General features: G+C 44.6%; 25 protein-coding genes. 8 read left to right on the top strand and 17 right to left on the bottom strand.

Going from position 1 to position 25237, the window contains the following annotated elements; all coding sequences use genetic code 11:
- Positions 1-112: 112 nt before the first annotated feature.
- On the bottom strand, positions 113-2701 hold the full coding sequence (locus tag J6I44_RS08365; RefSeq protein ID WP_265765611.1) for a family 20 glycosylhydrolase: 2589 nt from the start codon (positions 2699-2701) through the stop codon (positions 113-115).
- Between the two features lie 158 nt (positions 2702-2859).
- On the opposite strand from J6I44_RS08365, the gene miaA reads away from it, so the two are divergent.
- The 6 genes from miaA to J6I44_RS08335 all read left to right on the top strand — a co-directional run bounded on the left by miaA (position 2860) and on the right by J6I44_RS08335 (position 6296).
- Positions 2860-3789, top strand: coding sequence for a tRNA (adenosine(37)-N6)-dimethylallyltransferase MiaA (gene miaA / locus J6I44_RS08360; protein WP_265765609.1), 930 nt, complete (start codon positions 2860-2862; stop codon positions 3787-3789).
- Positions 3790-3827: 38 nt separating this feature from the next.
- A complete protein-coding gene (gene purS, locus J6I44_RS08355; protein WP_265765608.1) occupies positions 3828-4076 on the top strand; it encodes a phosphoribosylformylglycinamidine synthase subunit PurS in 249 nt (82 codons plus the stop codon).
- Positions 4077-4087: 11 nt separating this feature from the next.
- Positions 4088-4420 carry an ATP-dependent Clp protease adaptor ClpS gene (locus J6I44_RS08350; protein WP_265765607.1) on the top strand — a complete coding sequence of 111 codons (333 nt, stop codon included), beginning with the start codon at positions 4088-4090 and terminating at the stop codon, positions 4418-4420.
- Between the two features lie 4 nt (positions 4421-4424).
- A complete protein-coding gene (gene purQ / locus J6I44_RS08345) occupies positions 4425-5126 on the top strand; it encodes a phosphoribosylformylglycinamidine synthase subunit PurQ (protein WP_265765606.1) in 702 nt (233 codons plus the stop codon).
- Positions 5127-5143: 17 nt separating this feature from the next.
- Complete coding sequence (gene lptB, locus J6I44_RS08340) at positions 5144-5902, top strand: LPS export ABC transporter ATP-binding protein (protein ID WP_265765605.1); 759 nt, start codon at positions 5144-5146, stop codon at positions 5900-5902.
- A gap of 64 nt (positions 5903-5966) precedes the next feature.
- Entirely contained in the window at positions 5967-6296 is a 330-nt protein-coding gene (locus tag J6I44_RS08335) for a rhodanese-like domain-containing protein (RefSeq protein ID WP_265765604.1), read from the top strand.
- A gap of 247 nt (positions 6297-6543) precedes the next feature.
- Here the strand turns inward: J6I44_RS08335 and J6I44_RS08330 are convergent, their stop codons facing one another.
- The 12 genes from J6I44_RS08330 to J6I44_RS08275 all read right to left on the bottom strand — a co-directional run bounded on the left by J6I44_RS08330 (position 6544) and on the right by J6I44_RS08275 (position 19450).
- On the bottom strand, positions 6544-7323 hold the full coding sequence (locus tag J6I44_RS08330) for a copper homeostasis protein CutC (RefSeq protein ID WP_265765603.1): 780 nt from the start codon (positions 7321-7323) through the stop codon (positions 6544-6546).
- 81 nt (positions 7324-7404) lie between these two features.
- Positions 7405-8601, bottom strand: a complete 1197-nt coding sequence (gene rho / locus J6I44_RS08325) for a transcription termination factor Rho (protein ID WP_265765602.1) — start codon at positions 8599-8601, stop codon at positions 7405-7407.
- Positions 8602-8785: 184 nt separating this feature from the next.
- A complete protein-coding gene (locus J6I44_RS08320; protein ID WP_265765601.1) occupies positions 8786-10108 on the bottom strand; it encodes a tetratricopeptide repeat protein in 1323 nt (440 codons plus the stop codon).
- Between the two features lie 67 nt (positions 10109-10175).
- Entirely contained in the window at positions 10176-11474 is a 1299-nt protein-coding gene (locus J6I44_RS08315; protein ID WP_265765600.1) for a hypothetical protein, read from the bottom strand.
- A gap of 6 nt (positions 11475-11480) precedes the next feature.
- The gene (locus tag J6I44_RS08310) at positions 11481-12638 is read right to left on the bottom strand and encodes a hypothetical protein (RefSeq protein WP_265765599.1); all 1158 of its coding nucleotides are present in this window, start codon (positions 12636-12638) and stop codon (positions 11481-11483) included.
- An 89-nt stretch (positions 12639-12727) separates the two neighbouring features.
- Positions 12728-13546: a glycogen/starch synthase gene (locus tag J6I44_RS08305; protein WP_265765598.1), complete on the bottom strand. Its 819-nt coding sequence runs from the start codon at positions 13544-13546 to the stop codon at positions 12728-12730.
- 37 nt (positions 13547-13583) lie between these two features.
- The gene (locus J6I44_RS08300; protein WP_265765597.1) at positions 13584-14405 is read right to left on the bottom strand and encodes a phosphosulfolactate synthase; all 822 of its coding nucleotides are present in this window, start codon (positions 14403-14405) and stop codon (positions 13584-13586) included.
- Between the two features lie 102 nt (positions 14406-14507).
- Positions 14508-16370, bottom strand: coding sequence for a 1,4-alpha-glucan branching protein GlgB (glgB, locus tag J6I44_RS08295; RefSeq protein ID WP_265765596.1), 1863 nt, complete (start codon positions 16368-16370; stop codon positions 14508-14510).
- An 84-nt stretch (positions 16371-16454) separates the two neighbouring features.
- On the bottom strand, positions 16455-17858 hold the full coding sequence (locus tag J6I44_RS08290) for a Glu/Leu/Phe/Val family dehydrogenase (RefSeq protein ID WP_265765595.1): 1404 nt from the start codon (positions 17856-17858) through the stop codon (positions 16455-16457).
- Positions 17859-17960: 102 nt separating this feature from the next.
- Complete coding sequence (locus J6I44_RS08285; protein WP_265765594.1) at positions 17961-18482, bottom strand: 2'-5' RNA ligase family protein; 522 nt, start codon at positions 18480-18482, stop codon at positions 17961-17963.
- A 372-nt stretch (positions 18483-18854) separates the two neighbouring features.
- The gene (locus tag J6I44_RS08280; RefSeq protein WP_265765593.1) at positions 18855-19103 is read right to left on the bottom strand and encodes a hypothetical protein; all 249 of its coding nucleotides are present in this window, start codon (positions 19101-19103) and stop codon (positions 18855-18857) included.
- A gap of 86 nt (positions 19104-19189) precedes the next feature.
- A complete protein-coding gene (locus J6I44_RS08275; protein ID WP_265765592.1) occupies positions 19190-19450 on the bottom strand; it encodes a hypothetical protein in 261 nt (86 codons plus the stop codon).
- Between the two features lie 131 nt (positions 19451-19581).
- Between J6I44_RS08275 and dinB the strand changes: the two genes are divergently transcribed.
- Positions 19582-20667: a DNA polymerase IV gene (dinB, locus tag J6I44_RS08270; protein ID WP_265765591.1), complete on the top strand. Its 1086-nt coding sequence runs from the start codon at positions 19582-19584 to the stop codon at positions 20665-20667.
- Between the two features lie 68 nt (positions 20668-20735).
- On the top strand, positions 20736-21737 hold the full coding sequence (gene queA, locus J6I44_RS08265) for a tRNA preQ1(34) S-adenosylmethionine ribosyltransferase-isomerase QueA (RefSeq protein ID WP_265765590.1): 1002 nt from the start codon (positions 20736-20738) through the stop codon (positions 21735-21737).
- A gap of 57 nt (positions 21738-21794) precedes the next feature.
- Here queA and J6I44_RS08260 read toward each other — a convergent pair whose 3' ends face one another.
- The 4 genes from J6I44_RS08260 to J6I44_RS08245 all read right to left on the bottom strand — a co-directional run bounded on the left by J6I44_RS08260 (position 21795) and on the right by J6I44_RS08245 (position 25131).
- Positions 21795-22175, bottom strand: coding sequence for a hypothetical protein (locus J6I44_RS08260; protein WP_265765589.1), 381 nt, complete (start codon positions 22173-22175; stop codon positions 21795-21797).
- 322 nt (positions 22176-22497) lie between these two features.
- Positions 22498-23562, bottom strand: a complete 1065-nt coding sequence (locus J6I44_RS08255; RefSeq protein ID WP_265765588.1) for a Gfo/Idh/MocA family protein — start codon at positions 23560-23562, stop codon at positions 22498-22500.
- 36 nt (positions 23563-23598) lie between these two features.
- The gene (locus tag J6I44_RS08250; RefSeq protein ID WP_265765587.1) at positions 23599-24402 is read right to left on the bottom strand and encodes a class I SAM-dependent methyltransferase; all 804 of its coding nucleotides are present in this window, start codon (positions 24400-24402) and stop codon (positions 23599-23601) included.
- A 57-nt stretch (positions 24403-24459) separates the two neighbouring features.
- Positions 24460-25131, bottom strand: a complete 672-nt coding sequence (locus tag J6I44_RS08245; protein ID WP_265765586.1) for an FAD-binding oxidoreductase — start codon at positions 25129-25131, stop codon at positions 24460-24462.
- Positions 25132-25237 lie beyond the last annotated feature (106 nt).

Here is a 25237-nt window from a genome sequence, read left to right as displayed (position 1 = left end):
TATACTAATAAATCCTCGCTCTCTTAGCAACCAAATTACACCGGTATTATCTATAAAATTTTCGGTGGATTTAAAGCACTTTAAGCCTCTATTTTGCGGTCCGTAGCCTTTCCTACAATTCAACTTTAATGGTTCTTCCGCCACGGCCAGATCGGTTAAATACCCTAAATTTAATCATCTCTTCACTCGGAATAGGTCTTATATATTCTCTGCTGTTGATCGTTGGTTCAGAACCATCCGTGGTGTAACGGATGGTAAAACCGGGCATCTGTACATTTGCTTTGACCTCTTCATTTATTACCGTTGCGCCGGCGGTGGGAATTCGGTACTCAAACCCTCCGGAGTAATGGTCAAGGCGCGGCAATTCTCGCATACCGACTTTGTTTACAAACCGATTCCAATCCCGGTTGTACTCACTATTCCAAGTCGAACTGTCTGCTTCGAGAGCCCAGTCCGGCTGTGGGGCCCACGCTCGCTCGGCCAAGCCCAGCAGTTTGGGAAGTAGCATATACTCTTGGCGTTCACGACTGATAAGCTTTTCACCCCACAGCAATCCCTGTATCCCAACGATGTTCGCACGCCCCTCATCCGTTAGACGTTCCATATCCTGATAATACGAATCATTGAGTTTGCGGCCGAAACGATCTATACGGGCATTTTTATAAAAGTTGTAGGGGATGAAAGAAAAAGGTTTCTCCAGATCCTGGAACCCGCCCCAATAAAGGCCCGGTTCGGGAAACGCTTTTTGATAAGCCAGGTCAAAGTAGAAGTTGGACACCCCGGAAAGCACAACCTTATATCCACCGTTGGCCAGCCGGTAGGCGAGGTCTTCATCACCAGAACCCACCAGGTTATTCCACACATCGAGTTGGACATCCTGTTCGGCAAAAGCAGAATCAACAACCGAGTGTGACTCGCCACTCCATAAGGCCTCCCTCATACCGACCTCCTCCCATCCATAAAGAGCAAATCCGCGCTCTTTCAGCAAAGCATTAACTTTTTGGTAGAAATAGCTCCAGAGATCACCGGTGGATTCCACATCCGGGTTACCTGCAATTAACTGATCTACGACAGGCGACTGCTCCCACACACCCGCCGGCACTTCATCCCCACCCATATGGATGCGATACAACGGAGCACCAGCCTCATCATACATAGCGGCAAGCTCATCAACCACTTTTTCAAGAAACGCATAGGTGGATGGCAGGGCCACATTTATGACATTGTCATCCCAGCCCTGCACCGAACGGTAGGTGGAAGTATCCCCGGGATCGCGCAACAAATATTTTTTAGCTTCCTGCTCCTTGCCCTGCTTCATCAGCCTGCGATAGCGGGCATCCATCGATTTAATAGCGGCTCGTGCATGCCCGGGTGTCTCAATTTCCGGAATAACCCGGATATGTCGTTCAGTAGCGTATTTTAAGATATCTATAAAATCTTCGGTCGAATAATACCCACTCCCCGGATAGGTGCTGTCAGGCCCTGATCCATAGGATGGCTGTAACCTCTCGTGGTTATCCAGCGTATGCCCGCGCTCACTGCCTACTTCGGTTAGCTCCGGCAGTCCCGGAATTTCAATGCGCCAGCCTTCGTCATCGTTGAAGTGGAAGTGAAAGACATTCAATTTGTACAAGGCCATCAGATCCAGCGTCTTCAGAATCTGTTCTTTGGTTCTGAAATTACGCGCCACATCCTGCATAAACGATCGGTAACCAAAACGAGGCGCATCCGTTACTTCCACGCCGGGCACTACCAAGCTGGATTCCTCCGATGCCCATGCGGATGGCGGAAGCAACGTTTTCACCGATTGAATGCCATAAAAAATACCCGCTGGTTGGGAAGCCGTAATGGTAATTGCATCATCAGTAACGCGCAGTTCGTATCCTTCTCCAGATGGTTCCTCACCTTTACGGAGATGGATTTTAGGTGTCGCTGTTGGTTCTGTTTTGACCTCTGACTTACGCCCAAAAATATTTTCAAGCTCTTTAGAGAAATAGGCTGCTTCATTACTAAAATCCGGATTGTATTGGATCGGGATATCGGCCGATAGTTGGAATTCCTGGTCCAGCTCCTCATAAGCAACGGGCGAGGGAAAAACTTTAGTCAATTCATCAGCGGACAGACTTTTGATCTGCTTATTTTGTTGATAAACCGTTTCGTACATTGGCGCTGGCGAGTCAGCTTGCAGGCCTAAACTAATCTTTTCGTGATCGTCAACTTGTTCTACCGTGTATTCTCCAATCGAAATACCATCATCCGGCTTAGAATCCCAGACCCAATATAATCCATAGGGAGAACTGGATACGTTTAACGCAAGCCCGGGCGAAGTGACCTTCAACTCAAGCGTAGCCCCTGGCTCAAGTCCCTTAAAAGCGGAGGTGGGGTTGATCGTAAACAGGTCTCCATTTTTATGTATGAGTTCAAATTGCTCCGACTGAACCTCGCCTGCCAGGTTATTCAAATAGAGACTCCATCCCTCAGCAGGAATGGGTTCATCGCCCGTGTTGGTGAGCGTCAGTGTTGAGTGGTATTGGACCGACTCACCATAGGCATTATCTACCAACTTCCACGAAACATCGAGAGCCTCGGGATTAAAGTCATGATCAGTTGACTGTGCCTGTGACAACTGTACGATACCGAAAATCAGGCAGGCTGCAATTACTAATCCTCTTTGTATGCGGGTGTGATTGGGTAATCTCATGAGCTTCTCTATAATTTCGAATTCAATAACTGACCAAATTGACTTTATTTTCAGACAACATACTAACCAGCAATTTTATATGCAGGCTATATCTAAAAAAACATACTATATTTTTATATTAGGTCTTACAAAATCCTGTTGAATTTAACCTCTCTTTTGTGCGAATCTTACTCATTGGTCCTACAGCTGTAGGCAAAACTGCTCTTTCGGTGAATTTGGCGAACCGTTTAAACGCTGAAATAATATCGGTTGATTCCCGTCAATGTTATAAATACTTAAATATTGGTACCGCTACTCCTACGAAAGAAGAACGCGCCGATATACCGCACTATAACCTTTTCATCATAGATCCTGCTACCAAAGACAGCGTAGCCAAATATGAAGAGCGAGCCAAACAGTGGCGACAGCAAATCGAAGCACGAGGTAAAAACGTACTCTTTGTAGGGGGCAGCACGCTTCATGTTCAGTGCACCATCCAACCGCTGGATGATGTACCCAAAGCAAATGAGAAAAATATTGCCAATCTGGAAGCACAAATTGAAGATCAAGGGATCGAACCGTTGTTTCGGCGATTGCAAAAAGTAGATCCGGAATACGCACAAAAAATGGACGGAATGAATACACAGCGTATCATTCGTGCCCTTGACGTATGGATGCAAACCGACCGCCCTTTCAGCTCTTTCCACTCGGATAATAACACCATCTCCGTCCCCGACGACATGCTTGTCTTTGGCCTCCATCGCGATCGGCAGACACTGTATGATCGTATCAACCAGCGCGTAGATTCTATGTTTGAACAAGGCTTCCTTGAAGAAGTTAAATCAATCTTAGAACGCGGATACAGCCTGCAAGACCCGGGAATCAATACCGTTGGCTACAAGCAGGCTATCCGCCATATACAGGGCAATATATCACGCGAAAAGATGGTTAAAGACATGAAAACCAAAACCCGCCGATATGCCAAGCGGCAGCTGTCGTGGTTCCGTCGGTGGGATTTCATCCACTGGATTAACCTTGAAAATACCTCTTCGAAAGCGGCTCAGAATTTTATAGCCGAACGGGTAGCAGCTAAGCTAAATAAAGATTAACTTTACCCTCATTTAAAACTGCACAATTTTTTATACTGATGTACAAGGCTACTGTAAACGTAACACTGCGTAAATCGATCTTAGATCCAAAAGGCAAAGCTGCTCATCATGCCCTTAAAGACCTGGGGTTGACCGAGGTTGAAAATGTCCGCATAGGTAAACTTATTGAGCTTAATATCGATGCCGACAATAAAGATACGGCTTATGATATTGCCGAAGATGCCTGCACGAAGCTGCTGGCTAACGAAGTAATGGAAGATTTTGAGATTACGATTCAGAAAAATTAATTCGTTTTGCTATGCTTGATCCGCTTGTGAATGTATGGGGATCTGACCCTGGCAAACAGGAAACACCCGACATTGAGGTCGATGTCTTAGAGAAAGAACTGGAGGATGAACACGGAAAAACCCCTTGGCGGGTTATTCTCTATGATGACGACATCCATACGTTTAAGGAAGTGATCGACCAACTAAAAAAGGCGTTGGGATGTAACCATTCCCACGCTGAAGAACTAACGTACAAAGTACATAACGAGGGCAAAGCCGAAGTCTTTGAGGGTAGTTTTGAAGATTGTTTCGAAGTCAACGGCGTGCTCAAAGAAATTCAACTTGTCACCGAAATCAAAGGATAACACCGTGTCTGCTAACTTTGGAGTAATTGTTTTTCCCGGTTCGAACTGCGACCACGACGCCTATCACGCTCTTGCACATGTGATGAATGCCAACGCCCAGTTTCTCTGGCATAAAGATACCGATCTATCAAGTATTGACTTCTTGCTGGTACCGGGTGGTTTCTCATATGGCGATTACCTGCGTTCTGGCGCCATTGCACGCTTCTCCCCGATCATGCAATCGGTGATTGAATTTGCTAATAAAGGAAGACCGGTACTGGGCGTCTGCAATGGCTTCCAGATTCTGCTCGAGGCCGGCTTGTTACCAGGAGCTATGCTCCATAATGAGCAGCTCCGCTTTGTTTGTAAACAGACCTATCTGCGGTGCGAAACATCCGACACCATGTTTACCCGCACCATAGACAAAGGAGAAGTCTTAGAAATTCCGGTCGCTCACGGCGAAGGTAATTATGTAACCGATGAAGAACAGCTAAAACAACTCCAGGATAACGATCAAGTCGTTTTTCGCTACTGCAATCGTTCAGGCGAGACAACCGAAGAGGCAAACTTTAACGGTTCTGTTGATAACATTGCAGGCATTTGTAACCAGCAACGCAATGTACTGGGCATGATGCCTCATCCAGAGCGTGCCGTTGAAAGCATGCTGGGCTCGGATGACGGCAAGCGTATTTTTGAATCAGCTTTACACGAACTCGCCTCCGTTTAAACGTTAACGTTTTAACTATGGCGGCACAACTTCAAAAAAAGACACTTTACAGCAAGGGATTAACCAAAAGCTATAAGCGTCGTACGGTTGTTTCGGATGTATCCATTAATGTTAGCCAGGGAGAAATTGTAGGACTTCTGGGACCGAACGGCGCCGGCAAGACCACTACCTTTTATATGTTTGTGGGGCTGGTTAGCCCCAACAGCGGTCAAATTTTCCTGGATGATCGCAACCTGACCAATATGCCGATGTACAAACGAGCCCGTCTCGGCATCGGCTACCTCGCCCAAGAAGCCAGCGTCTTCCGCAACCTAAGCGTCCGGGAGAACCTAGAAACTATTCTTCAGTTCAAAGGATTTTCCAGGAAAGAAATTAAAGAACGAACGGATCAACTTATTGAAGAGTTCGGGCTTGAAAAAGTCGTGGATAGCAAAGGCTATAGCTTATCCGGTGGGGAACGACGACGCTGCGAAATAGCTCGCGCTCTCGTTACCGATCCCAACTTCATTCTACTGGATGAACCTTTTGCCGGCGTAGATCCCATTGCGGTTGAAGACATCCAGGAAATTGTTGCTGAACTTCGCCACCGGGATATCGGTATTTTTATTACCGACCATAATGTGCACGAAACTTTAGCCATCACCGACCGAGCCTACCTGATGTTTGAGGGACAAATTCTGAAAGAAGGATCAGCAGATCAGCTTGCTGACGACGAAGAAGCCCGGAGACTCTACCTGGGTAGCCAATTCCGGTTAGACCGATACGACGATTCTTAGAAAATGCTTTGATCTAAAAGCATTTGTGCAATACGCCTAATTTTAAACTTGATTTATTTTATTTATGGAAGAAATAACCGTTGAGCAGCTTAAACAGAAAATTGATGACCAGGAAGGCACCTTTGTTTTGGATGTAAGAGAGCCTTTTGAGAAATATCAATCCGATATTAACTACGATCAATCAACCCTTATTCCTCTTGGCGAGTTAGCTTCTCGTATAGATGAAATAGAGGATAAAAAAGATAAAGAAATAGTCTGTATGTGCCGTAGTGGTGGACGCAGTGCCGAAGCCTGTAAAATTTTAGGCACCAACGGATTTTCTAATGTAAAAAACCTGAAAGGGGGTATCAACGAGTGGGCCCGAAAAATTGATACCAGCCTGCCGGTATATTAAAAACTACATACAGTCAATCATTCCATGGATAAAGCCAACAAGATGAGCTCCTCCCAATAAAGCCAGGTACGAAAGCGCTAATCCGAGAATATATTTAGATATTTTCTTGATCATCTGCATAAGAAATTTACGGCTGTCTTGGCTTTTAAGATCAACACTCTACATTATCCAAATAGAATGGAAAAATCAATCTATCAAGGATGGATTGAAGCCAAAAATAAAACACTCAGAACTAACTTTCTAAGTGCTATAATTTATTTATAGCTTTTTCCCGGGTCTTCAAGGCTTTCTCCCGAATAGCTTTAACCCTGCTTTCACTGGCGATATCAACAAGATATTCTTTACCACTTGTAGAGCCCATACCTGCTATCTGCACATTTTTGTAGTCCATTTGGCTGGGCCGGGTTTCTGCAGCGGCAAGGTGTATTTCGCAGACTCCTGATTCAGCTACAATATCTTCAACCGTCTCTTCATTGACCCCACAGCCGGCCATGATGGATATTCGGCCATCTGCTATATCAACGAGATCAGTAATCAGGGCGAGCCCGTCATGGGCTTGCGCCTGTTGTCCGGAAGTTAAAATACGATCAAAGCCAGCCTCAATACAGGCCTCCAGTGCCTGCTCCGGATCTTTCGTCATATCAAAAGCCCGGTGACACGTCACCTGTAGCGGTTGGGCCAACGTGACTAATTCGCGGCATCGGCCTACATCAATATTCCCATCCTTGGTTAAGATACCGAAGACCACACCATCGGCCCCTAACTCTTTACTCCGCTCTATGTCCCTCTTCATGGCCTCAAATTCAAGCTCAGAATAGTAGAAATCTCCCTCCCGTGGGCGTATCATCACAAATAGAGAAATATCAAGCTCCTGGCTTAACACCTGGATAGTTCCAGACGAGGGAGTCGTCCCTCCTCCTCCCGGATTGTCGCAAAGCTCAACCCGATCGGCCCCTCCTTTCTGGGCATTCAATGCTGATTCAATATTATAAACAACAACTTCGGTCGTTAATTTATTTAAATTCACGCTTTTATATTTTTCTGTTATGTTATCGCTATCGGGACGAACCTATTTTAATCTTAAGACCTGATTCAAATGGCTTTGGTTTTAAACCATTGCGGCAATCTGATTTAACAACTCCTCATTGCTGTCGGTATTTTTCAAGACCTTAAGCAGGCTTTGCATAGATTCTTTGGGAGATTTCTTCAGCAGGTAGCGGCGAACCATATTACGTTCTTCCATGGAATCACCGATGAATTTGTCTTCGTTCCTTGTACCCGAAGCACTGATGTTGATAGCCGGGTAAATTCGGTCATTGGCCAAATTCCGATCCAGTACCAACTCCATATTTCCAGTTCCTTTAAACTCTTCGAAAATCAAGTCATCCATGCGGGAGTTCGTTTCGATAAGACAGGTGGCAATAATGGTAAGCGAGCCCTCGCCTTCAATTTTACGAGCGGATCCAAAAATCTTCTTTGGTATTTCAAGGGCCCGAATATCGAGTCCGCCAGAGAGCGTACGCCCGCTGCTTTCCTGCGCATTATTATAGGATCTGCCCAATCGAGTAATAGAATCAATTAATAGGACGGCATCTTCTCCCATTTCTGCTTTCCGTTTTACATAGCCTAACGCTAATTCAGTAATCCGAATATGACTTTCAGTGGGCTTGTCGTTAGAAGAGGCAAAGACTTCCGCATCGGTTGTTCGCAAAAAGTCAGTAACCTCTTCTGGCCGTTCATCCACCAATAAAACTCCTGTTGTTATATCCGGGTGATTGGTGGTAAGAGATTCAGCAATCTTTTTTAGCAGTACGGTCTTACCGGTACGGGGAGGAGCTACAATCAATGCCCGCTGGCCTTTGCCAATGGGAGCTACGAGATCCATAACCCGCATTTCGATATTATCGGCATCTACACCTAACTTAATATGATCTACCGGCATGATAGGTGTTTGCAGCTCGAATCGGGTAGCACGCTGCCAATCCATAGGGTCTCGACCGTTAATTTTCTCAATCGAATAAATATGCCGATTCCCGTGATTATCTTCTTCATATTCCCCTTCGATAAACAGTCCGGGCCGCAGATTATGATGCTTTACTTCATCCGGACGCAAGAAGGGATCGCTGGGTTCGTAGCTAAACTGATGATCTTTTTTGCGGGCAAAGCCATAGCCCTTGGAATTTATCTCAATAACGCCGCTATACTCTCCGGCTACTTCTACATGTTTATTGTTATTAAACCGCGGCACAAAAGTGCTTTTGCTCTTATTACGCCCGCGATTTCTATTGTTTCTTGAACGTCCCATTACTTCCGGTCTTTTTTACTTAAAGTGTGACATTCTTGTACGACAAAAGAAGTGCCAAGAATGATAGTTGAAAATTTTAAATTTGATTTTAGTACCAGTGAGAGGAAAATAAACAGTGCAGCTTAATTGCTGCACTGCTCATCTGTTAAAAGAAAGATAAGGATGATTGGCCGATATTTAAAACTTATCGGCGAACCGTCGTTGATTCATTAATCCAGCTGTAGCAAGAATTCAATGAACCGTTTACTTGTAATGTCTGGCCTTCCTTCCAATTCTTGAAAAACTGCTGCTCAGTAGAAGGAGTTACCGGAGCATAAGCCTGAACTTTACGGTCGACTTCATTAGCTACAGAGCTGTCAATTCTTTTTGCTCTGCTCAAGTAATCAAGCACTAACCAGTAAACCACGCGATCTTCTGTTTCCATTTCCCGATTATTAGAACACTGGCTTACTGCCTGTGCATAAATATCGGCTATCTGGATATAGGGCTTACCCCAGCTGTCATCGTTGTTGGATGCAGTACGCGCATATTGGCGTGCGCTTTGCAGCTGCTCTTTGTTGAGGTACGCATTCGAAATATTGAGCGCTATAGCTGCCTTTTGGTCAGCTTTTTCGGTCTTACCCAACGCTTCTTTAAAATATTTAATAGCCTCGTTGTAATTAGCATCGCTCATGGCCGTTTCACCGAGCGCTAAGCTATTTTCATAACTTGGATCAATTTCGTAAAGCTTTTTGCTCAGCTCATTGACTTTTTGATTATTTGCTTGTCGTTCATAGAGATCTCGAAGCTGAGTTAATAGCTCGACATTCTCAGGGTCATCTGCCAACTTACCTTCGAGGTAAGTGATACGCTCTTCAGGCGAGTCAAAAAGCTGATTGCGGACCTGGTCATAATATCCTTTAACTTTTTCAGGAGCATACGATTCTGTTTGCTTAATGACGGCAAGAGCTTCATCCTTCTGCCCATCATTAACGAGACTCTGCAGCATGGACTGTATATAATAGCCTTCTCCTGCTTTAGTGAATTCCTCCGGCTTTAAATCAAACGCCTTTTTATATTCAGCTGAAGCCTTAGCCGGTGCATTCTCAACATAGTCGGAATGGTTTTGATAAAAACGACCTAAGCGCAACGACCATTGGTAGGTATCCAAATTATCTCCATACTTGTCTGAGATCTTTTGGAAAATGGTCAAAGCCGTATCGGTATAGGCTTGCCCCAAAGCAGGGTCCTGTGCATCAGTGGACAGGGTTCCATACACCTTAATTAGCCGTTTTAAATTCATTTTAAGATCAAACTTTGAATAGCCCTCGATAGTCTCTGGCATAGCCTTCCATATCCAGCGGCCAAATTGTAGGGCCCCGTCATAAGAATCATTCTTATAGTTTTCATAAAAAATGGAATAAGCCTGTATCTCGCTCATGCCGCTTGGAGGTTCAGGCGAAGACTGTGCCATCGTCCAGCTACTGCTGAAGAAGATGAAAGCCGATATAAGAAGTAGCTTTTTCATAACGCTTTATTTTTTGATGCGATTCACATTATAAACTTTTTGAAGCTCAATTTATTTTAACTAACTGTTATTGAAGTTTAGGACGGAAGAACATGAATTCTGCCAAATTGAGCGTTAACCGTACGCCCCATATTTGTTCTTTAACCAGATTTAAGCTATTTGTTCCGCGAATTCCGTAATCAAAGCTCAAATCGATAGAAGAATTAGAATTAGGCCCTGGCGACAGAATTCCTAATCCGAGGGAGAATTTCAACGTATTGATTTGTTGCCCCTGAATCTCTAAATGACCCGTATCATAAGAGGCTCCTAAACGATATTTAAACTGTGATAAAAACTTATCAGACCCTGTAATGTACGGAAAATATTGGAATCCTAAACCAATTTTATACCGATCTACAAAAAGGTTGCTTTCCGAAGGCTTAAAATCATTCTCAAAGTTCGACCATCCTTCATATGTTCCTTCTGTAGCAACCATGGTTAACCGGCTGGGATGATAACTAAGCCCTGCATTAACGGTCATAGGCAAGGTTATATTGCCATCCCCCAAATTCGGTGAGTCGGTCAACGATATTGAACTCCCGTTCTGGCCAGATGTTTTCTTTCTTTCTGCATCGATAGAAACCGGTAAGCTTACGCTTAACCCTAACCCCAATGCATCCTGAGATCCAAATGTTTTCGGTAAACGAAGCTGGGCTCCAAATCTGTTGCCAAACCCAACACCACTGGTTTCGAACGCATAACTAACAGGATTATACTCACTATTAGCAAATACGCCGGTAAACGTATTATCCGCTGACAGAAATATTGCTGAAGCTGCATAACCAACAGAAAAATTGGGGCTTATTTTCCATCCAAAACCCAACTCGGCACGATTCGCGCCGCCTCCGCCCTTATTTTCAATTCCATAAAGAACGGTATCTTGCGCAGCGCCTTCACCAACATAAGTTACATCTTCTTGGTAGGTGCGAAAACTCGATTCCGTGACCGGACTAAAAGAGCCCGACATCCCAAACTTACCTCTCACTATGGGCAGCTGCAGCTGAAATTGATTTATGCCGAAATCAGCATTACGGGCACTTCCGGATCCATCCGTGGCGCTATACGATCGGATGCTGACACCTCCGGAACCAAGCCCATAGACGGTGTTTCCCCAGTGGGCCGGGTTCGCCAGCCCTGCTACATTACTTTCATTATAAGATACGCCGGTTACCCCCATTGATTGAGCTCCTGTATTTGCTAAACCAACAGGAAAACCAATACCCAATTTCGAGTAAACAGACCCACTCTTGGCCTGCTCATCCTCCGTTTGGGCAAGGGCTGCCGTGCTACAAAAACATAAAAACGCTATAAATACAAGTTTTCTCAACGTTGACTACTGACTATTTTTTAAATACGTAATTACAAGTTCTGGTGGATTGACACTTGCCGAACCGGATATTAAACTCGACTTAATGGCTCCATTATCCGGCAGTGTAATATAAAATCGTTGATCTTCATCCAATCCATTATTAATCAACCCATTTTGGACCAAGGCTGTTACATTAAAATGAAAAGCCTGATCCTCTTCGGAATACAAACCATTAGCAACAGGATTCCCCGGCACAAGCTTGCTTAGAGTATCACCATTAGGATCTATAAGATGCAAAAGCGCGGACTGAGCCTGGGGACGCTTAACCGAACCGGAAACTGTTTGGTTCATGGCATCTTCATTTTGATGAAATACGAGCTCCGCTCTGGAAATACTGGGCCCGGAAATATTGTCAATCTCTGTTAGATCATAATTAAAACTTAAGGCACTCTCTAAAAGACTGTGCACAGGAACCGACCCTTCAGGCAGTGCCGGCTCGTTATTCCTGCTCATAAAGAAGGCCCATTGATTGGTGGCGACCTGTACCGTATCCTCACCTGCATCTTCAATCAAAAAGCGGGTAGAAGAAATATCGATTGGAATAATCTTATTGCTATTTGTGGGCACCAGTGCCAATCCAAACTCTTGGTTGGCATAGAGCGAATCCTCATCTACGGTGGAGTCTGCTGCAAGTTCTTCGGTGTAGGGACGGTAATTTTCGTTAACCCAGGCCTGATCCAACTGCACTTCCAGGGAATCTTCTGATCCAACCGTAAAAGATGCCACCTTTTGACTTTCATCAATCCGGATGTCATCCTGCAGCTTAAATGCCTGTCGCCTCCAATATTCGTCAATTTGATAAACATCGAATGACTGGTCGGCAAGCGTATCTCCGTAAACGTTAGGGGAGTCGAATAGGATACGCATCTTCATAACCGTATTTTCATCCCACAGAGTGTCGCTACTTGTGTTAGGCAGTGCGGGTTTAATCATACCCGTGGCCCTCATCTCTCCAAACAGTGGATCGTTGAAACCACCGGCGGAAAAGAAGGCATAGTCGCCGGAGTATGAATTAAACTGCTCGGTCGTGACGGTCGCAACGGTATCCCGATAGACGACAACGTCGGCCTCCGAATCAGTTAAACCACTACCAACGGAGCCCGGACTTTCGCAGCCAATCAAAACTCCTAACATTAATGTAACGCAAAGATAGCCTGCGTTTCGAAAGGCATTACCCATAATGTTCTGCAACAAAATACTACTCAGATTTTTTATGATTCTTCAGTTTCTTCCTCGGTTCCGGCAATTTCGTCGTAATAGGCGGCAAACTTATCAGAAACCATTTCGGGAGAACCCTGAATTTTCTTTGGCGAGATATTAAGCTCTCCAAAAAGGTCATCCAGTTCATCCGTCAAGTGGTTGCCGGTTACAACGTGATCGCTGTATTTTAAACCGAGGGTACGCAAGTCAACGTTGTCCCCCTCAATAACATTGTCCTTGTCGAAAGAATCGGGTAATCCAACAAGGTCAAGCAGTTTTTTATTGAATACACCGTTGTTTTCGGGATGGTGGATATTGTAGATAACCTGAGTATCCTTAAAAAGATCAAGGTCATTATACTTTTCTTTAGCAAGCAGTGGAATTAAACCTGCGGGCCAATCGTGGCAATGGATAATATCCGGCTTCCATCCCAGCTTGGCTACCGTCTCGAGCACTCCTTTGCTGTAAAAGACAATCCGTTCGTCATTATCATCATAATGCTCTCCATTATCCGGATTCATGAACATCGCCTTCCGATTAAAATAGGTGTCATTATCCAAGAAGTACACCTGAAGCTTTGCATTGGGGATACTGGCGACCTTGATGCGCATACTCTCGACCTTTTCACCGACCTCTACTTCAATGCCCGATAGTCGGATAACTTCGTGCAGCCGATTACGGCGATCGTTAATGGTGCCATACTTGGGTAGCAAAATACGTATCTCATATCCTTTATCCTGTAAAGAAGCTGGTAGGAAACGCAGCAAATCAGCGGTGTGCGTCATTCGCGCGAAGGGAGAAATTTCAGCTGCAGCGTATAAAACTTTCATATAGATCTAAAAATAACTTCGTTGATATTCTATTGTATTATTTGTCTTCGGACTTGCCATTTTCCTGGTCAGCATAAAGCTGGTTCATGTCTTCATCATCAAGAGAATAAAAATCAAATAGCGTGTCGCTTCGAAGCCCGAGACGAAGCGTTTCCGCCGGAATAACTTCGGAGGGCTGAACATTTCCCAGGTTCACATTGCTTCCAAATTTTCGGATAAACCAAACCTGCTGTTCTTTTTGAGGGGCTTCGAAAATTAAATTTTCGACGGGCACCTGATCAGCAATTTCATCAATGAGTCCGGAACGAACTTCTCCGTTGGGACGAAATACGCCTACGGTACCGCTTTCTCGAGCCTCACAAATAATTTTCCATGACCCAGCATCAAGTTCGCGCTCAATCATTTTCACCCATTTGTATGGAGGAATGATATCATTGGGATTCTTACTTCCAATCTCCGACAAGATGGTGAAATGTTTACTCATGCGTTGAATAATTTCAATCTTGCGTTGGTCGGAAAGCCATATCGTGCCATTCGATACTTCAGCGTGCTCAATATTAAATCGATCGAGCAGCTCCATGTAGGCGTCCAACTGATCGCGGAGCACATAAGCTTCGAAGAGGGTACCCCCAAAATAAACCGGAATGTTGGCGTTCGAATAGACCGCCAGCTTATCTTCTAAATTTTGGGTTACGTAGCTGGTGCCCCAACCTAATTTTACAATATCGATATAATTGGAGCATGACTCGCAAAAGTCTTCTACTTGACGTACGCTTAGTCCTTTATCCAGGACCAGCGTCATTCCTTTTTCTCGGGGTTTTTCAGTACGACTGGGAAGATGGTTGAGCTTAAAAGCCATTAATCATTATAATTTTGACAAATTAAACGAACTAATATACTAAAATACAGCTTGTTAATAAAATAGAACCCTATCTTTGTTGGTATTAGCCCTTAAATAAGATTATATATGCTCAACTGGCTTTAGCAAAAGGCCCGAAAAGGGTGGTATGGATATATGCTGCTTGCCCATCTGCCCGTAGTGCGAACCTCTGTTTTGCCCTCCATAATACTCCGAATCGCTATTAAACACAATTTGATATTGCACACCATCAAAGGGGCCCAAGTGATAGCTATTGATAGAATAGTCTGAAAAATTTAATACGCTTAAAATATGATCAGATGGATTTTGAGCCTTTCTCAAAAAGGCAAAAAGTCCTGGGGTTTCGCGCCCCAGTTCGATCCACTCAAATCCTTCGCTTTCCCGATCCCTTTGATGAAGTCCACGCTCATCTTTATAAAGCCTGTTGAGATCGCTAACCAGTCGTTGCACCCCCTGATGTCGTTCATGATCGAGCAAATGCCAGTGCAGGGCCCGATCCTCAGACCACTCGCTTGTCTCAGCGAACTCATTCCCCATAAACATAAGCTTTTTACCGGGATGGCTGTAGAAATAAGTATATAACAAACGAAGGTTGGCAAAGCCTTCCTCTTCCGTTCCGTAACTTTTCCAGACCATAGGGTCTTTAGAATGGACCACCTCATCATGCGAAAAAGGCAGTAAAAAGTTTTCCGAATAATTATACATCATCGGAAAGGTTATCTTATTGGGATCATCGTTACGCTGAGAAGGGTCTTTTTTAATATAGTCCAGCGTATCATTCATCCAGCCCATATTCCATTTGTAATCAAACCCCAACCCTCCGTGATCTGCGGGCTTGGTAACCCCTTCCCAAGAAGTAGATTCTTCAGCCAATGTCAAAATACCCGGAAATTCCCGGTGGATAATGGTATTAAAATCTTTGAGAAAGTCGATCGCCTCTAAATGCTCATTACCGCCATACTTGTTAGGCGTCCACTCTCCGTTTTGCTTCGAGTAGTCCAAATAGAGCATGGAAGCTACCGCATCGACACGAAAACCATCCACGTGGAAATACTTGGCCCAGTAGTAAGCATTAGAAATCAGAAAATTTCGAACGCCATCTCGACCATAGTCAAAGATATAAGTACCCCATTCTTTCTGCTCACGTTTGCGCGGATCGGCATATTCGTAGAGAGGGGTGCCATCAAACATCTGCAGCCCCTGTTCATCTTTCGGAAAGTGTCCGGGAACCCAATCCATGATAACGCCGAGCCCTTCTTTATGGCACTCATTAATAAAATACATCAGATCCTTTGGGTCGCCAAAGCGACTGGTGGGCGCAAAATAGCCTGTAATTTGATATCCCCAGGATGGGTCGAACGGATGTTCGGCAATGGGCATAAGTTCGATATGGGTAAACCCGCAATCTTTGGCATAAGGAATAAGCTGATCGGCCAAATCACGGTATGTCAAATACTCGATGTTATCCTCCCCCTTTCGCCGCCATGAAGCGAGGTGTACCTCATATATTGAGATCGGTTTTCTAAAGGACTGCCGCACTTCCCGTTCGGCAAGCCACTGGTCGTCGCCCCAGTCAAAACCTTCCATATCGTACACTAATGAGGCTGTCTTGGGCCGCAGCTCCATGGCCTTTGCATAGGGGTCAGATTTTAAAAATGGCGGAGAATCTTCGCTGGTTTTCAGCTCAAATTTATAAAACTCCCATTGCTCAATACCCGGAATATACGTTGTCCATATGCCGGTGGACTCTTCCTTTTTCATAGGGTTCGCACGGCCATCCCAATCATTAAACTCTCCCACAACACTTGCTGAATGGGCGCGCGGGGCCCATACTGCAAAATGAGTACCGTTGGCATCCGTATTTGCTCCTAATATCTCATGGGCCGTATGACAGGTTCCTTCATGCCACCACTTGATCTGTTCTTGCGTCAGCTTTTTTTTCATCTGTTTTAGTTGTTCAATTAAATTTCTATTGCATAATACGGATAACTACTGCTCTACAATACAATATAAATAAGGTATTTGCGATCAGGGGAAAATTCCCATCTGCTCATACATTACTCCTACTTTGTCGATCGCATTTAAAAATGCAGCCGTACGCAGATCGATATCATGCTTCTTCCGGAGCTCATTGAGTTGTCCATAGGCATTGATCATTGTCTCCTCAAGGCCTGAATCAACCAAGTCATACTCATCAGCTCCTCGAGCCAGTTCCTTCATCTCTTCTTCGGAGAACGTACGATCGGAGGTAGCCTCTATTACATTCAAAATCTTACGATAACTGCCTTCTTCAAAGCGCTTTTCCATACGACCAAAGCGAACGTGGGAAAGATTTTTTAGCCATTCAAAATAGGACACCGTTACCCCTCCGGCATTTAAATAGTTGTCGGGTATAATCAAAGCCCCTTTATCTTTTAAAATGCGGTGAGCATCGGCCGTTGTAGGCCCGTTAGCCGCTTCTCCTATAATTTTGGCTTTTATATTTACAGCATTTTGTTCATTGAGCTGATTTTCCAGAGCGGCCGGAATCAAAATGTCACACTCGGCTTCCAATACAGAGGTATTGCTTTCGAGCTCCTGAGTATCTTCAAAGCCTACAATAGATCCGGTCGAATTTCTGAACTCCACAAGTTTTTCAAGATCAATGCCCTCCGGGTCGTAAATTGAACCTTCAATTTCAGCCACGCCCACCAGCTTAGCTCCACCTTCAGTCATATATTTGGCAGCGTGATAGCCCACATTTCCTAACCCCTGGATGACGAATGTTTTACCTTCAAGGCCAGTTTCCATTCCCAGATCCTCCATATCTTCCTTGTTTTTGCATGCCTCACGGATGCCAAAAAAGACGCCTCGCCCTGTTGCTTCCGTACGTCCACGGACTCCCCCCATTGAGATAGGCTTACCTGTTACGCAGGCTTCAGCATTTATATCAGATTTAAGCTGGCGGTAGGTATCCAGTACCCACCCCATTTCTGTGGCTCCGGTACCATAGTCGGGGGCCGGCACGTCGGAACCGGGTCCTAAAAAATCTTTTTTAATAAGCTCATAGGTATAGCGGCGGGTGATGCGCTCTATTTCCTCGCTCGAATATTTTGACCGGTCAATCTTAATCCCCCCCTTTGCTCCCCCAAAGGGAACATCTACCACTGCACATTTATAGGTCATAAGGGCAGCCAGGGCCATCGTTTCGTCTTCATTCACCGTCATACTAAATCGTATTCCACCTTTGGTAGGTAACTTATGATGGCTGTGTTCGACCCTCCATCCGTGGATAACCTCTATTGTGCCATCATCTCGCTCAAGTGGAAAGGTAATATGATAAACGTTGTTACAGATCTTTATCTGGCCTAATAGGCCTTTGTCAAAGCGGGAATATTTTGCAGCTTCATCAAAGGCTTCATTTACCTGCGCAAAAAATTTATAGTCAGACATGTAGTGTACCCTTTCTGATTTATTAATTAATCCTTTTACGATGTTGGGCGATAAATGAGAATCGTAATATTAGTAAAGAGTATCAACTTGAATCATCTGTCATTATTTCAGCTTAAATACCGCTGTATGAATTTTTTTCCATTGTTCAGGCTGGCCTTCTGTTTGCATAAGTACGATGCTATTTACTGAAAATCGAATATGAAACTCTCGTCCTGTAATATTTAAAATGCGTTCTTTTTCTTTTTGGGAAAGATCTCCATAAAGCAAGCTCAAGTGTGGCTTATACGGTTCTGTATCAGGTTTATCAAACAGTCTACAGGCCATACCTCTCATTTCTTTAAGGGAAGTATCTTTCTTTACATGTACAAATAAAGATTGATAAAACTGGTTTTGATAACCTGCTTTTGTCAAGAACAACTCGGTGGGGTGCAACGAAGAAGCCAAGGTATTCGTCAATGAAATGAGTTCTGTCTCGGAGGCAGACAAACTGCCAAGCAAGGTAACGTGCGGGGCAAAGGCCGGCGTCTTATACTTTTTACTCAACTTCTTAATCCGTTCTTGAAGCTGATATGCGATATCACCATTCGGTTGCAACCATAGAGAATAGACTGACGATGCTGACATAGGCCCTCGCTATTTAAGGATGAAGTAGGATAGCTTTTTGCCCCAATGCGGGTATCAATTTTACAACTAAAACCAAAACCTGCTTATTTCACTCAATTATACTGAAAGCTAAAAGAGTTTTGGAAATCATTCAATGGGATATTTTTTCATTAATTCCCGATAGCTTTAAGAAAAGAAGAGAAATAATTTCGGAAAAGATGGCACTTCTCATATCCTGAGAGTAAAAACAAAAAGGGATCCGGCTAAAATGCCGAATCCCCTTTTGATACATCCCATCACAATCCCTGCAACTAATTTAAAAAATTTGAATTAAGATGCCAGTAAAAAATGAAGAAAACTCTAAAGGGCCTCATGCCGCCTCTTCCGGAGATGCTATTCCTCTTGCGAAAGGAATAAATTGCCGACAAAAAGAAATATAACAGAGCCCAAAAGAGCGTACATCAGGGGCAAGCCAAAAACCAAAAGATGGGCTAAAACACCCATTAAAACGGCCCCTGCTGTACTTAAAGCCAAGCTTAACCAAATTGGGACGCTATACTTCAAGTATATGTAATGACTGAAGTAACCAAGCGTAAGTCCTAAAGCGATCATCCAAAAAAGTTGAGCACCAAAAGAAGCCATCTTACCTCCTGCTTTATTACAGATTGTACTTCTCTAAATGCGATCCTGTGCTTTTGTGTTCCCGCTCTACCTATTGGTGCTTAATTTTAATGTGCCTTTTGGCTCTTCATATGAAACACATTTAAAATAAAGAGAATCGACAGGCTGCCTAAAAATGCAAAGAGCAGTCCACCAGGCAAATTTAACGCCACGGCCAGACCTCCCACAATAATAGAGCCCGCAATACCTGCAGCCAAATTGGGAACCAAATCAATCATTGTATTCCACATGGCTACTTTGACAGCCGCTCCTGTAATCATTCCAAGGGCTAAAAGCCAAAAAATCGTTGTTCCATCTAAAACTTCCATTCAATCTACATTGTTTTATATTTAACATTGACGAGGCTAAAAATAACTTTTTTTCATTGATTTTGGAATTGTGATATTTCGAGGTCCCTAATTCCCTGATTTCAGGATTTAATAACCCTACACACACCCTAATGAGCGAACCGCGCATCCATAAAATAATCCATATTGACATGGATGCCTTCTATGCATCAGTAGAGCAACGCGACTTTCCGGAGTATCGGGGCAAACCTCTTATTGTCGGTGGATCGCCGGAAGGCCGGGGCGTAGTTGCGGCTGCAAGCTATGAAGTTCGAAAATATGGCGTCCATTCGGCCATGCCGGCAGCCAAAGCGGTGCGGCTCTGTCCCCATGCTGTATTTGTTAAGCCCCGCTTTGAAGTCTATAAAAAAGTCTCACAACAAATCCGGGAAATCTTTTTCCAATTCACCGATTTGGTTGAACCCCTTTCCCTGGATGAAGCCTACCTGGATGTCACTGAAAATCATATTGGCTTGCCCTCAGCAACACTTATTGCCCAAAAGATCCGTAGCCTTATCCGGGAAAAAACCAACCTGACGGCTTCAGCCGGGGTGGCTTACAATAAATTTTTGGCAAAGATGGCCTCTGACCTCAACAAGCCGGATGGCCTGGCGGTTATCCTTCCGGAAGAAGCAGAAGCCTTTCTGGCCGAGCTTCCCATCGGTGCGTTTCACGGCGTGGGTGATGCGACCGAAGCGAAAATGAAAAGGCTGGGGATAACAAACGGGCGGGATTTACGAAAATGGTCCGAGATTGATCTGGTTGAACAATTTGGCAAGACCGGCCGGCATTATTATCGTATTGTGCGCGGCATTGATCACCGAAAAGTGAAACCGGACCGCATTCGTAAATCCATCGGCAAAGAACGCACTTTTTCGGAAGATATCGATGATCTAAGCTGGATTCATAATTTCCTTTCTGAACTAGCCGAAAAAATTGCTGATGTGATGAAAAACAAACACGCTGCCGGAAAGACCGTGACCCTTAAGGTCCGCTATGCCGACTTTGAGACCGTCACCCGAAGTACCTCCTTTTCTCATTACCTGGATAATGCCAACGATATTGCTCAAACGGCTATACAACTGCTTGAAGAAACCAAGGTCGGCGATCGAAAAGTACGACTTCTGGGCATTACCATGTCTAATCTAAACCTCAACGAGCGGGGACATTTTAAACAACTGGAAATTCCTTTTGAATAGTTTCCTCTATGATATTCTGTGGTTAACTTCCACCGGCTGAAGCAAGACCTCTAAATGCTAATTTCCCCATGGATTATACGCTTTCTGATTTTGATTACGATCTGCCCGACAAACTAATTGCCCAAGAGCCAGCCCATCCGCGCGACCACGCGCGCCTACTGGTCTATCATCGGGAAACGGATGAGCTTATTGATGATCATTTCTATAATTTACTGGATTATCTTCCGAAAGAAACTACGCTGGTTGTCAACAACAGCAAGGTTGAGAAATGTCGCCTCTTATTTGATGAAGGGAAAAAAGAGATTTTTATCCTCGAAGCGGTTAATGATACAACAGTCCGCGCGATGGTTCGACCAGGCAAAAAATTCAAAGAAGGTCGCACAATTGAACTTACCGACACTATTTCGGCCACGGTCATCGATATTGATGAAGAGGGGCTTCGCACCCTACAAATGACCCCTGCGCTCGGACATGAGTGCTATAACGAATATAAACATACGCCCTTTCCACCCTACATTAAACAGAATGAGTCTCTCTCGGAAGAATATCAGACGGTCTATGCGGATGCGTTGGGCAGTAAGGCTGCCCCTACTGCCGGACTTCATTTTACGGATGAGCTTCTTGAAAATATTGAACAGGCCGGTATTACACAGGCTGAGGTTACCCTCCACGTAGGGCTGGGGACCTTCGCGCCTGTCAAAGCAGATCGTATCGAAGACCATACCATGCATTCAGAATGGTTTAAGCTGACCGAGCAAACCGCTAATCAACTCAATACCGCAGACCATATAACCGCTGTTGGCACCACCAGTGTGCGCGTATTGGAGTCGTGCCTGCAAAAAAGCGAGCAGTTTTCTTCCACCTCGATGGATACTGATATCTTTATTCGACCCGGCTATGACTTCCAAGCCACGGATGCCTTAATCACCAACTTTCACCTCCCAAAAAGTACGCTACTAATGTTGGTGGCTGCTTTTACCGGCTTCGATCGTATGAAAAGAATTTACCAGCATGCCATTCACAAACAGTACCGCTTCTACTCTTTCGGCGATGCCATGCTGATACTCTGATGATGAATAAAAACAGTCTGTACAGCCCGCCTGGCGACGGGCTGCAGGAAGCTGTTTCTATTTTTCAGAATCTTGTTGCTGCTGCTGTTGCATCTGCTGCATTTTTTGCTGCATGTCGTTGCCGTCCACCATCTTAACCTGATTTTTCAGTGACGTTGACAGCTCTTCGACATCGTCTTCGGACAACACTTCATCAATATCCTCAATGCCTACTTTCTGCAGCAGGTTATAGATCATTCGGTTAAACAGCATCTGCTGGGCTGCCGAACTCAACTGCATCAGCTGTTGCTGTGGAACCTGCGCACCGGAAAGCTTTACTTTATTCATTACCGGCTCGAGCAGAGCTTCAATCTTTTTTGACATCTGCTTTTCCAGCTCCTTAGCATCTTTATTCTCTTTACTTGTAACCTCATTTCCTGAGGGATCAACTAATTTCATAGTTATTTTCCTTTATTTGGAATTACTTCACGTTATATTAACAGGGACGGTTAGGATATCGTTTATATTGCGAAACGGCAAATATTTACCACAATCGCAAACTTGCGTTAATTCTTGTCATCCCGGGCTCTCTCACAACACGGAAAAGCGAAACCAGTACGGAATTTTACACCACATCTGTAATAGCGCGAGCGTCCGCTCGTGCTAATGTACTGTTCTTGGCAGGTTATTTCACAAAGAGCTTTCTCTGAGTAACTCTGTGATATAGCTTTATGCCCCCCAGAGTGTCACAAGCGGACACTTACGACAACTGGGATTTTTATTACTCTTCCACACTGAATTTAGCATACAATTCTTGTGGACAGACAGCGGTTTGCTGCTCTGAAGATTTATACAGCGCCTCCACAAATGCCAGGGATTTCAAGCTTTCTTTCCCGGATACCACCGGCTCGGTATCTTCCCGAAAAGCCTTCAATATTTGATCATACTGCTTTCGGTGATTATCGTGAGACATCCCAGCCATGGGGTCATCTGCACCCGCACCTGACATCTCACCGTTGTTATTATCGGGATTATAAGCGGAGTCAACGCCTGTTATAGTCAGGACATCTCCCTTAAGGCAAGCCGTCCCCTCCTGGGCATGAATTTCGATCTTTCGATCTTGGGCAGGCACTACCGAAGTTGATGCATGAAAAACACCTATTGCTCCGTTATTAAACTGGAGCGCAGCAACAGCGTTATCTTCTCCTTCAATACTTTCATGGGTGAGTGTGCCCTTAAAGGCCTGCAACGATTCCACTTCTCCACACATCCAGAGCATAAGATCCACGGTGTGTATCGCCTGATTGATCACCGCTCCACCGCCGTCCAAGTCCAGCGTACCCCGCCAGCCTCCACTGTCATAATATTCCTGATTCCGAAACCACTTAACGGAGGCATCAACCATGACCGGCTTACCCAATGACCCGGATGAAACAACCTCCTTCATTTTCTGGATGTCTTCAATAAACCGATTTTGATAAATAACGGCTAACTTGACGCCCTCCTCTTTACAGCAATCAATTAAGGCCTGGGCACGCTCCAGGGTAACTTCTACCGGTTTCTCTACAATGACGTGCTTGCCTGCCCGGGCCGCTTGCATACCATAATCCAGATGGGTGCCGCTGGGCGTACAAATAACAACGGTATCGATATCGGCCTCAGACAAAAACTGGTCGTATTCCGAATACCCCTGCACCTCATATTGTTCGCAAAACTCTTCTAACCTGGATTCTGTTCTGCTATATGCGGCTGTGAGCGTTCCATCCTGCGTATCAGCAATGGCCGCCGCATGGGTACCCGAAATGGATCCGCATCCCACAAGTCCCAATTTATAGTTCGTTTCCATCTATGTAATATTTAAAAGATTATCGTTACTAAGCAGTCAAAGCCTGATTAAATTAAGCTGATATCCTTCAGCTGCTTGCTGAAAATCATCAGGATATAAAGCCCCATATTCATGATCGGATGATTCCAAATCGATGGTGTTTAAAATTTCAATCGTCGGAACCCACTCTTTTAACTCCTCTACATCGTTAATAGACCACTTTATTTGGGCATTGCAAAACTTCAGGGCATCTTCATTTTTCGTTAAGCTTTCAATAAAATCTGGCTGTGCCGTATCGAACAGGTAGTAACTACCCGGGAAATGGGTCCCCAGCAGCTGGAACAGTTGGCGGACTTTCTGTTTGGGGAAATAGATCACCGAGGCTTCCGAAATAAAAAGGAACGGTCCTTCCCCGCCCTTCTTTGCTTCTGTGATCCACTGTTCGTCAAATGCTGAAAAGGGCAGAAATGCTCGGCGGTCGGTTTCTTCAAAATGTTGTTTCCAAACTTTATGCACCTGGGGTACATCCAGATCAAACCACTTTATATTCGCAGGGCGCAGCCGCTCAAATCGCGAATTGAGTCCACAGCCAATTTCTACAACAGTACCTTCCGGATGATCCGCCAAGTGATTTTGAACCACCCGGTCAATAATGGCCGTCCGGATAGTGGTACGCATCATACTCCGCCTGGAATGGGCATCATTGAATTTATCAAAATCGTAATTCAGTGACTCAAATATCTCCAGGGATTTCTCATCGCTCAGGACCCCATCCCTACTCTTGGTAGCCAGGGCCCGGCCCATCAGGGGAATTAATAATGTCTCAGATATACCCTCTAACCGAATTTTTTCATTATCCATAAGTACATTCTATTATTCCAGCTTAATAGCCGCCTTGGGAAGTTCATGTAATACCTTTTATTCTTCAAACACAAGGGCCTCCGGATCGGCTCCCAACTCTTTTAGATAGCCGAGCATAGCCTCATTGAAATCCATGGGTCCACAGACATAAAAGGGCTGGTCAAAATCATCAATCTGCTCTTCCAGAAATTCTTTGTCAATAAAGCCATCCAGATAGGTGTAATTATCCGTCGGTTCATCCGTAATTACATTCATGAAATGCCGACCCAGCATAGCTTCGAACTCATCTTCCAGGATAATATCATCCTCCGTCTTATTGGAAAAAATAAGCGTATTGCCTTCAATACTGTTATCGCGTGCCAACCGCCGCAGGATGGAAATAAAGGGGGTTACTCCTGCTCCCCCGGCCAGGAATACGCCCGGACCGTTATACTGGATTGTGCCCCAGGGATCATCGATAATCAACTGATCTCCGATATTCAAATAGTTTAGCTGATTCGTAACCCCATTGTGATCATTATAGATCTTGATGGTAAACTCCAGATCGGGCTCCCCATTTAAATTGGTAAAGGTAAAGGGACGCTTCTTATCTCTCCATCTGAGTTTGTCGATAGCAACTTCGGTAGCCTGCCCCGGAATAAATTCATAGCCTTCGGGCTTGTCTACTCTAAACCGTTTTACATCGTGTGTTATTTGCTGAATATCTCTGATCGTTACCTTATAGCTCATAATCGTATTGGATTCGTTGCAGGTTTTATCCCTTAAAAATGTATTTTACGCTCCTTCCATTCACCAGGGAACGAGTGTGGCTAATGCACTGTTAAACAGTTTAATT

It is taken from the genome of Fodinibius salsisoli, assembly GCF_026229185.1.
Classification (GTDB): domain Bacteria; phylum Bacteroidota; class Rhodothermia; order Balneolales; family Balneolaceae; genus Fodinibius; species Fodinibius salsisoli.
This window is presented reverse-complemented; position numbering and strand designations above follow the sequence as displayed.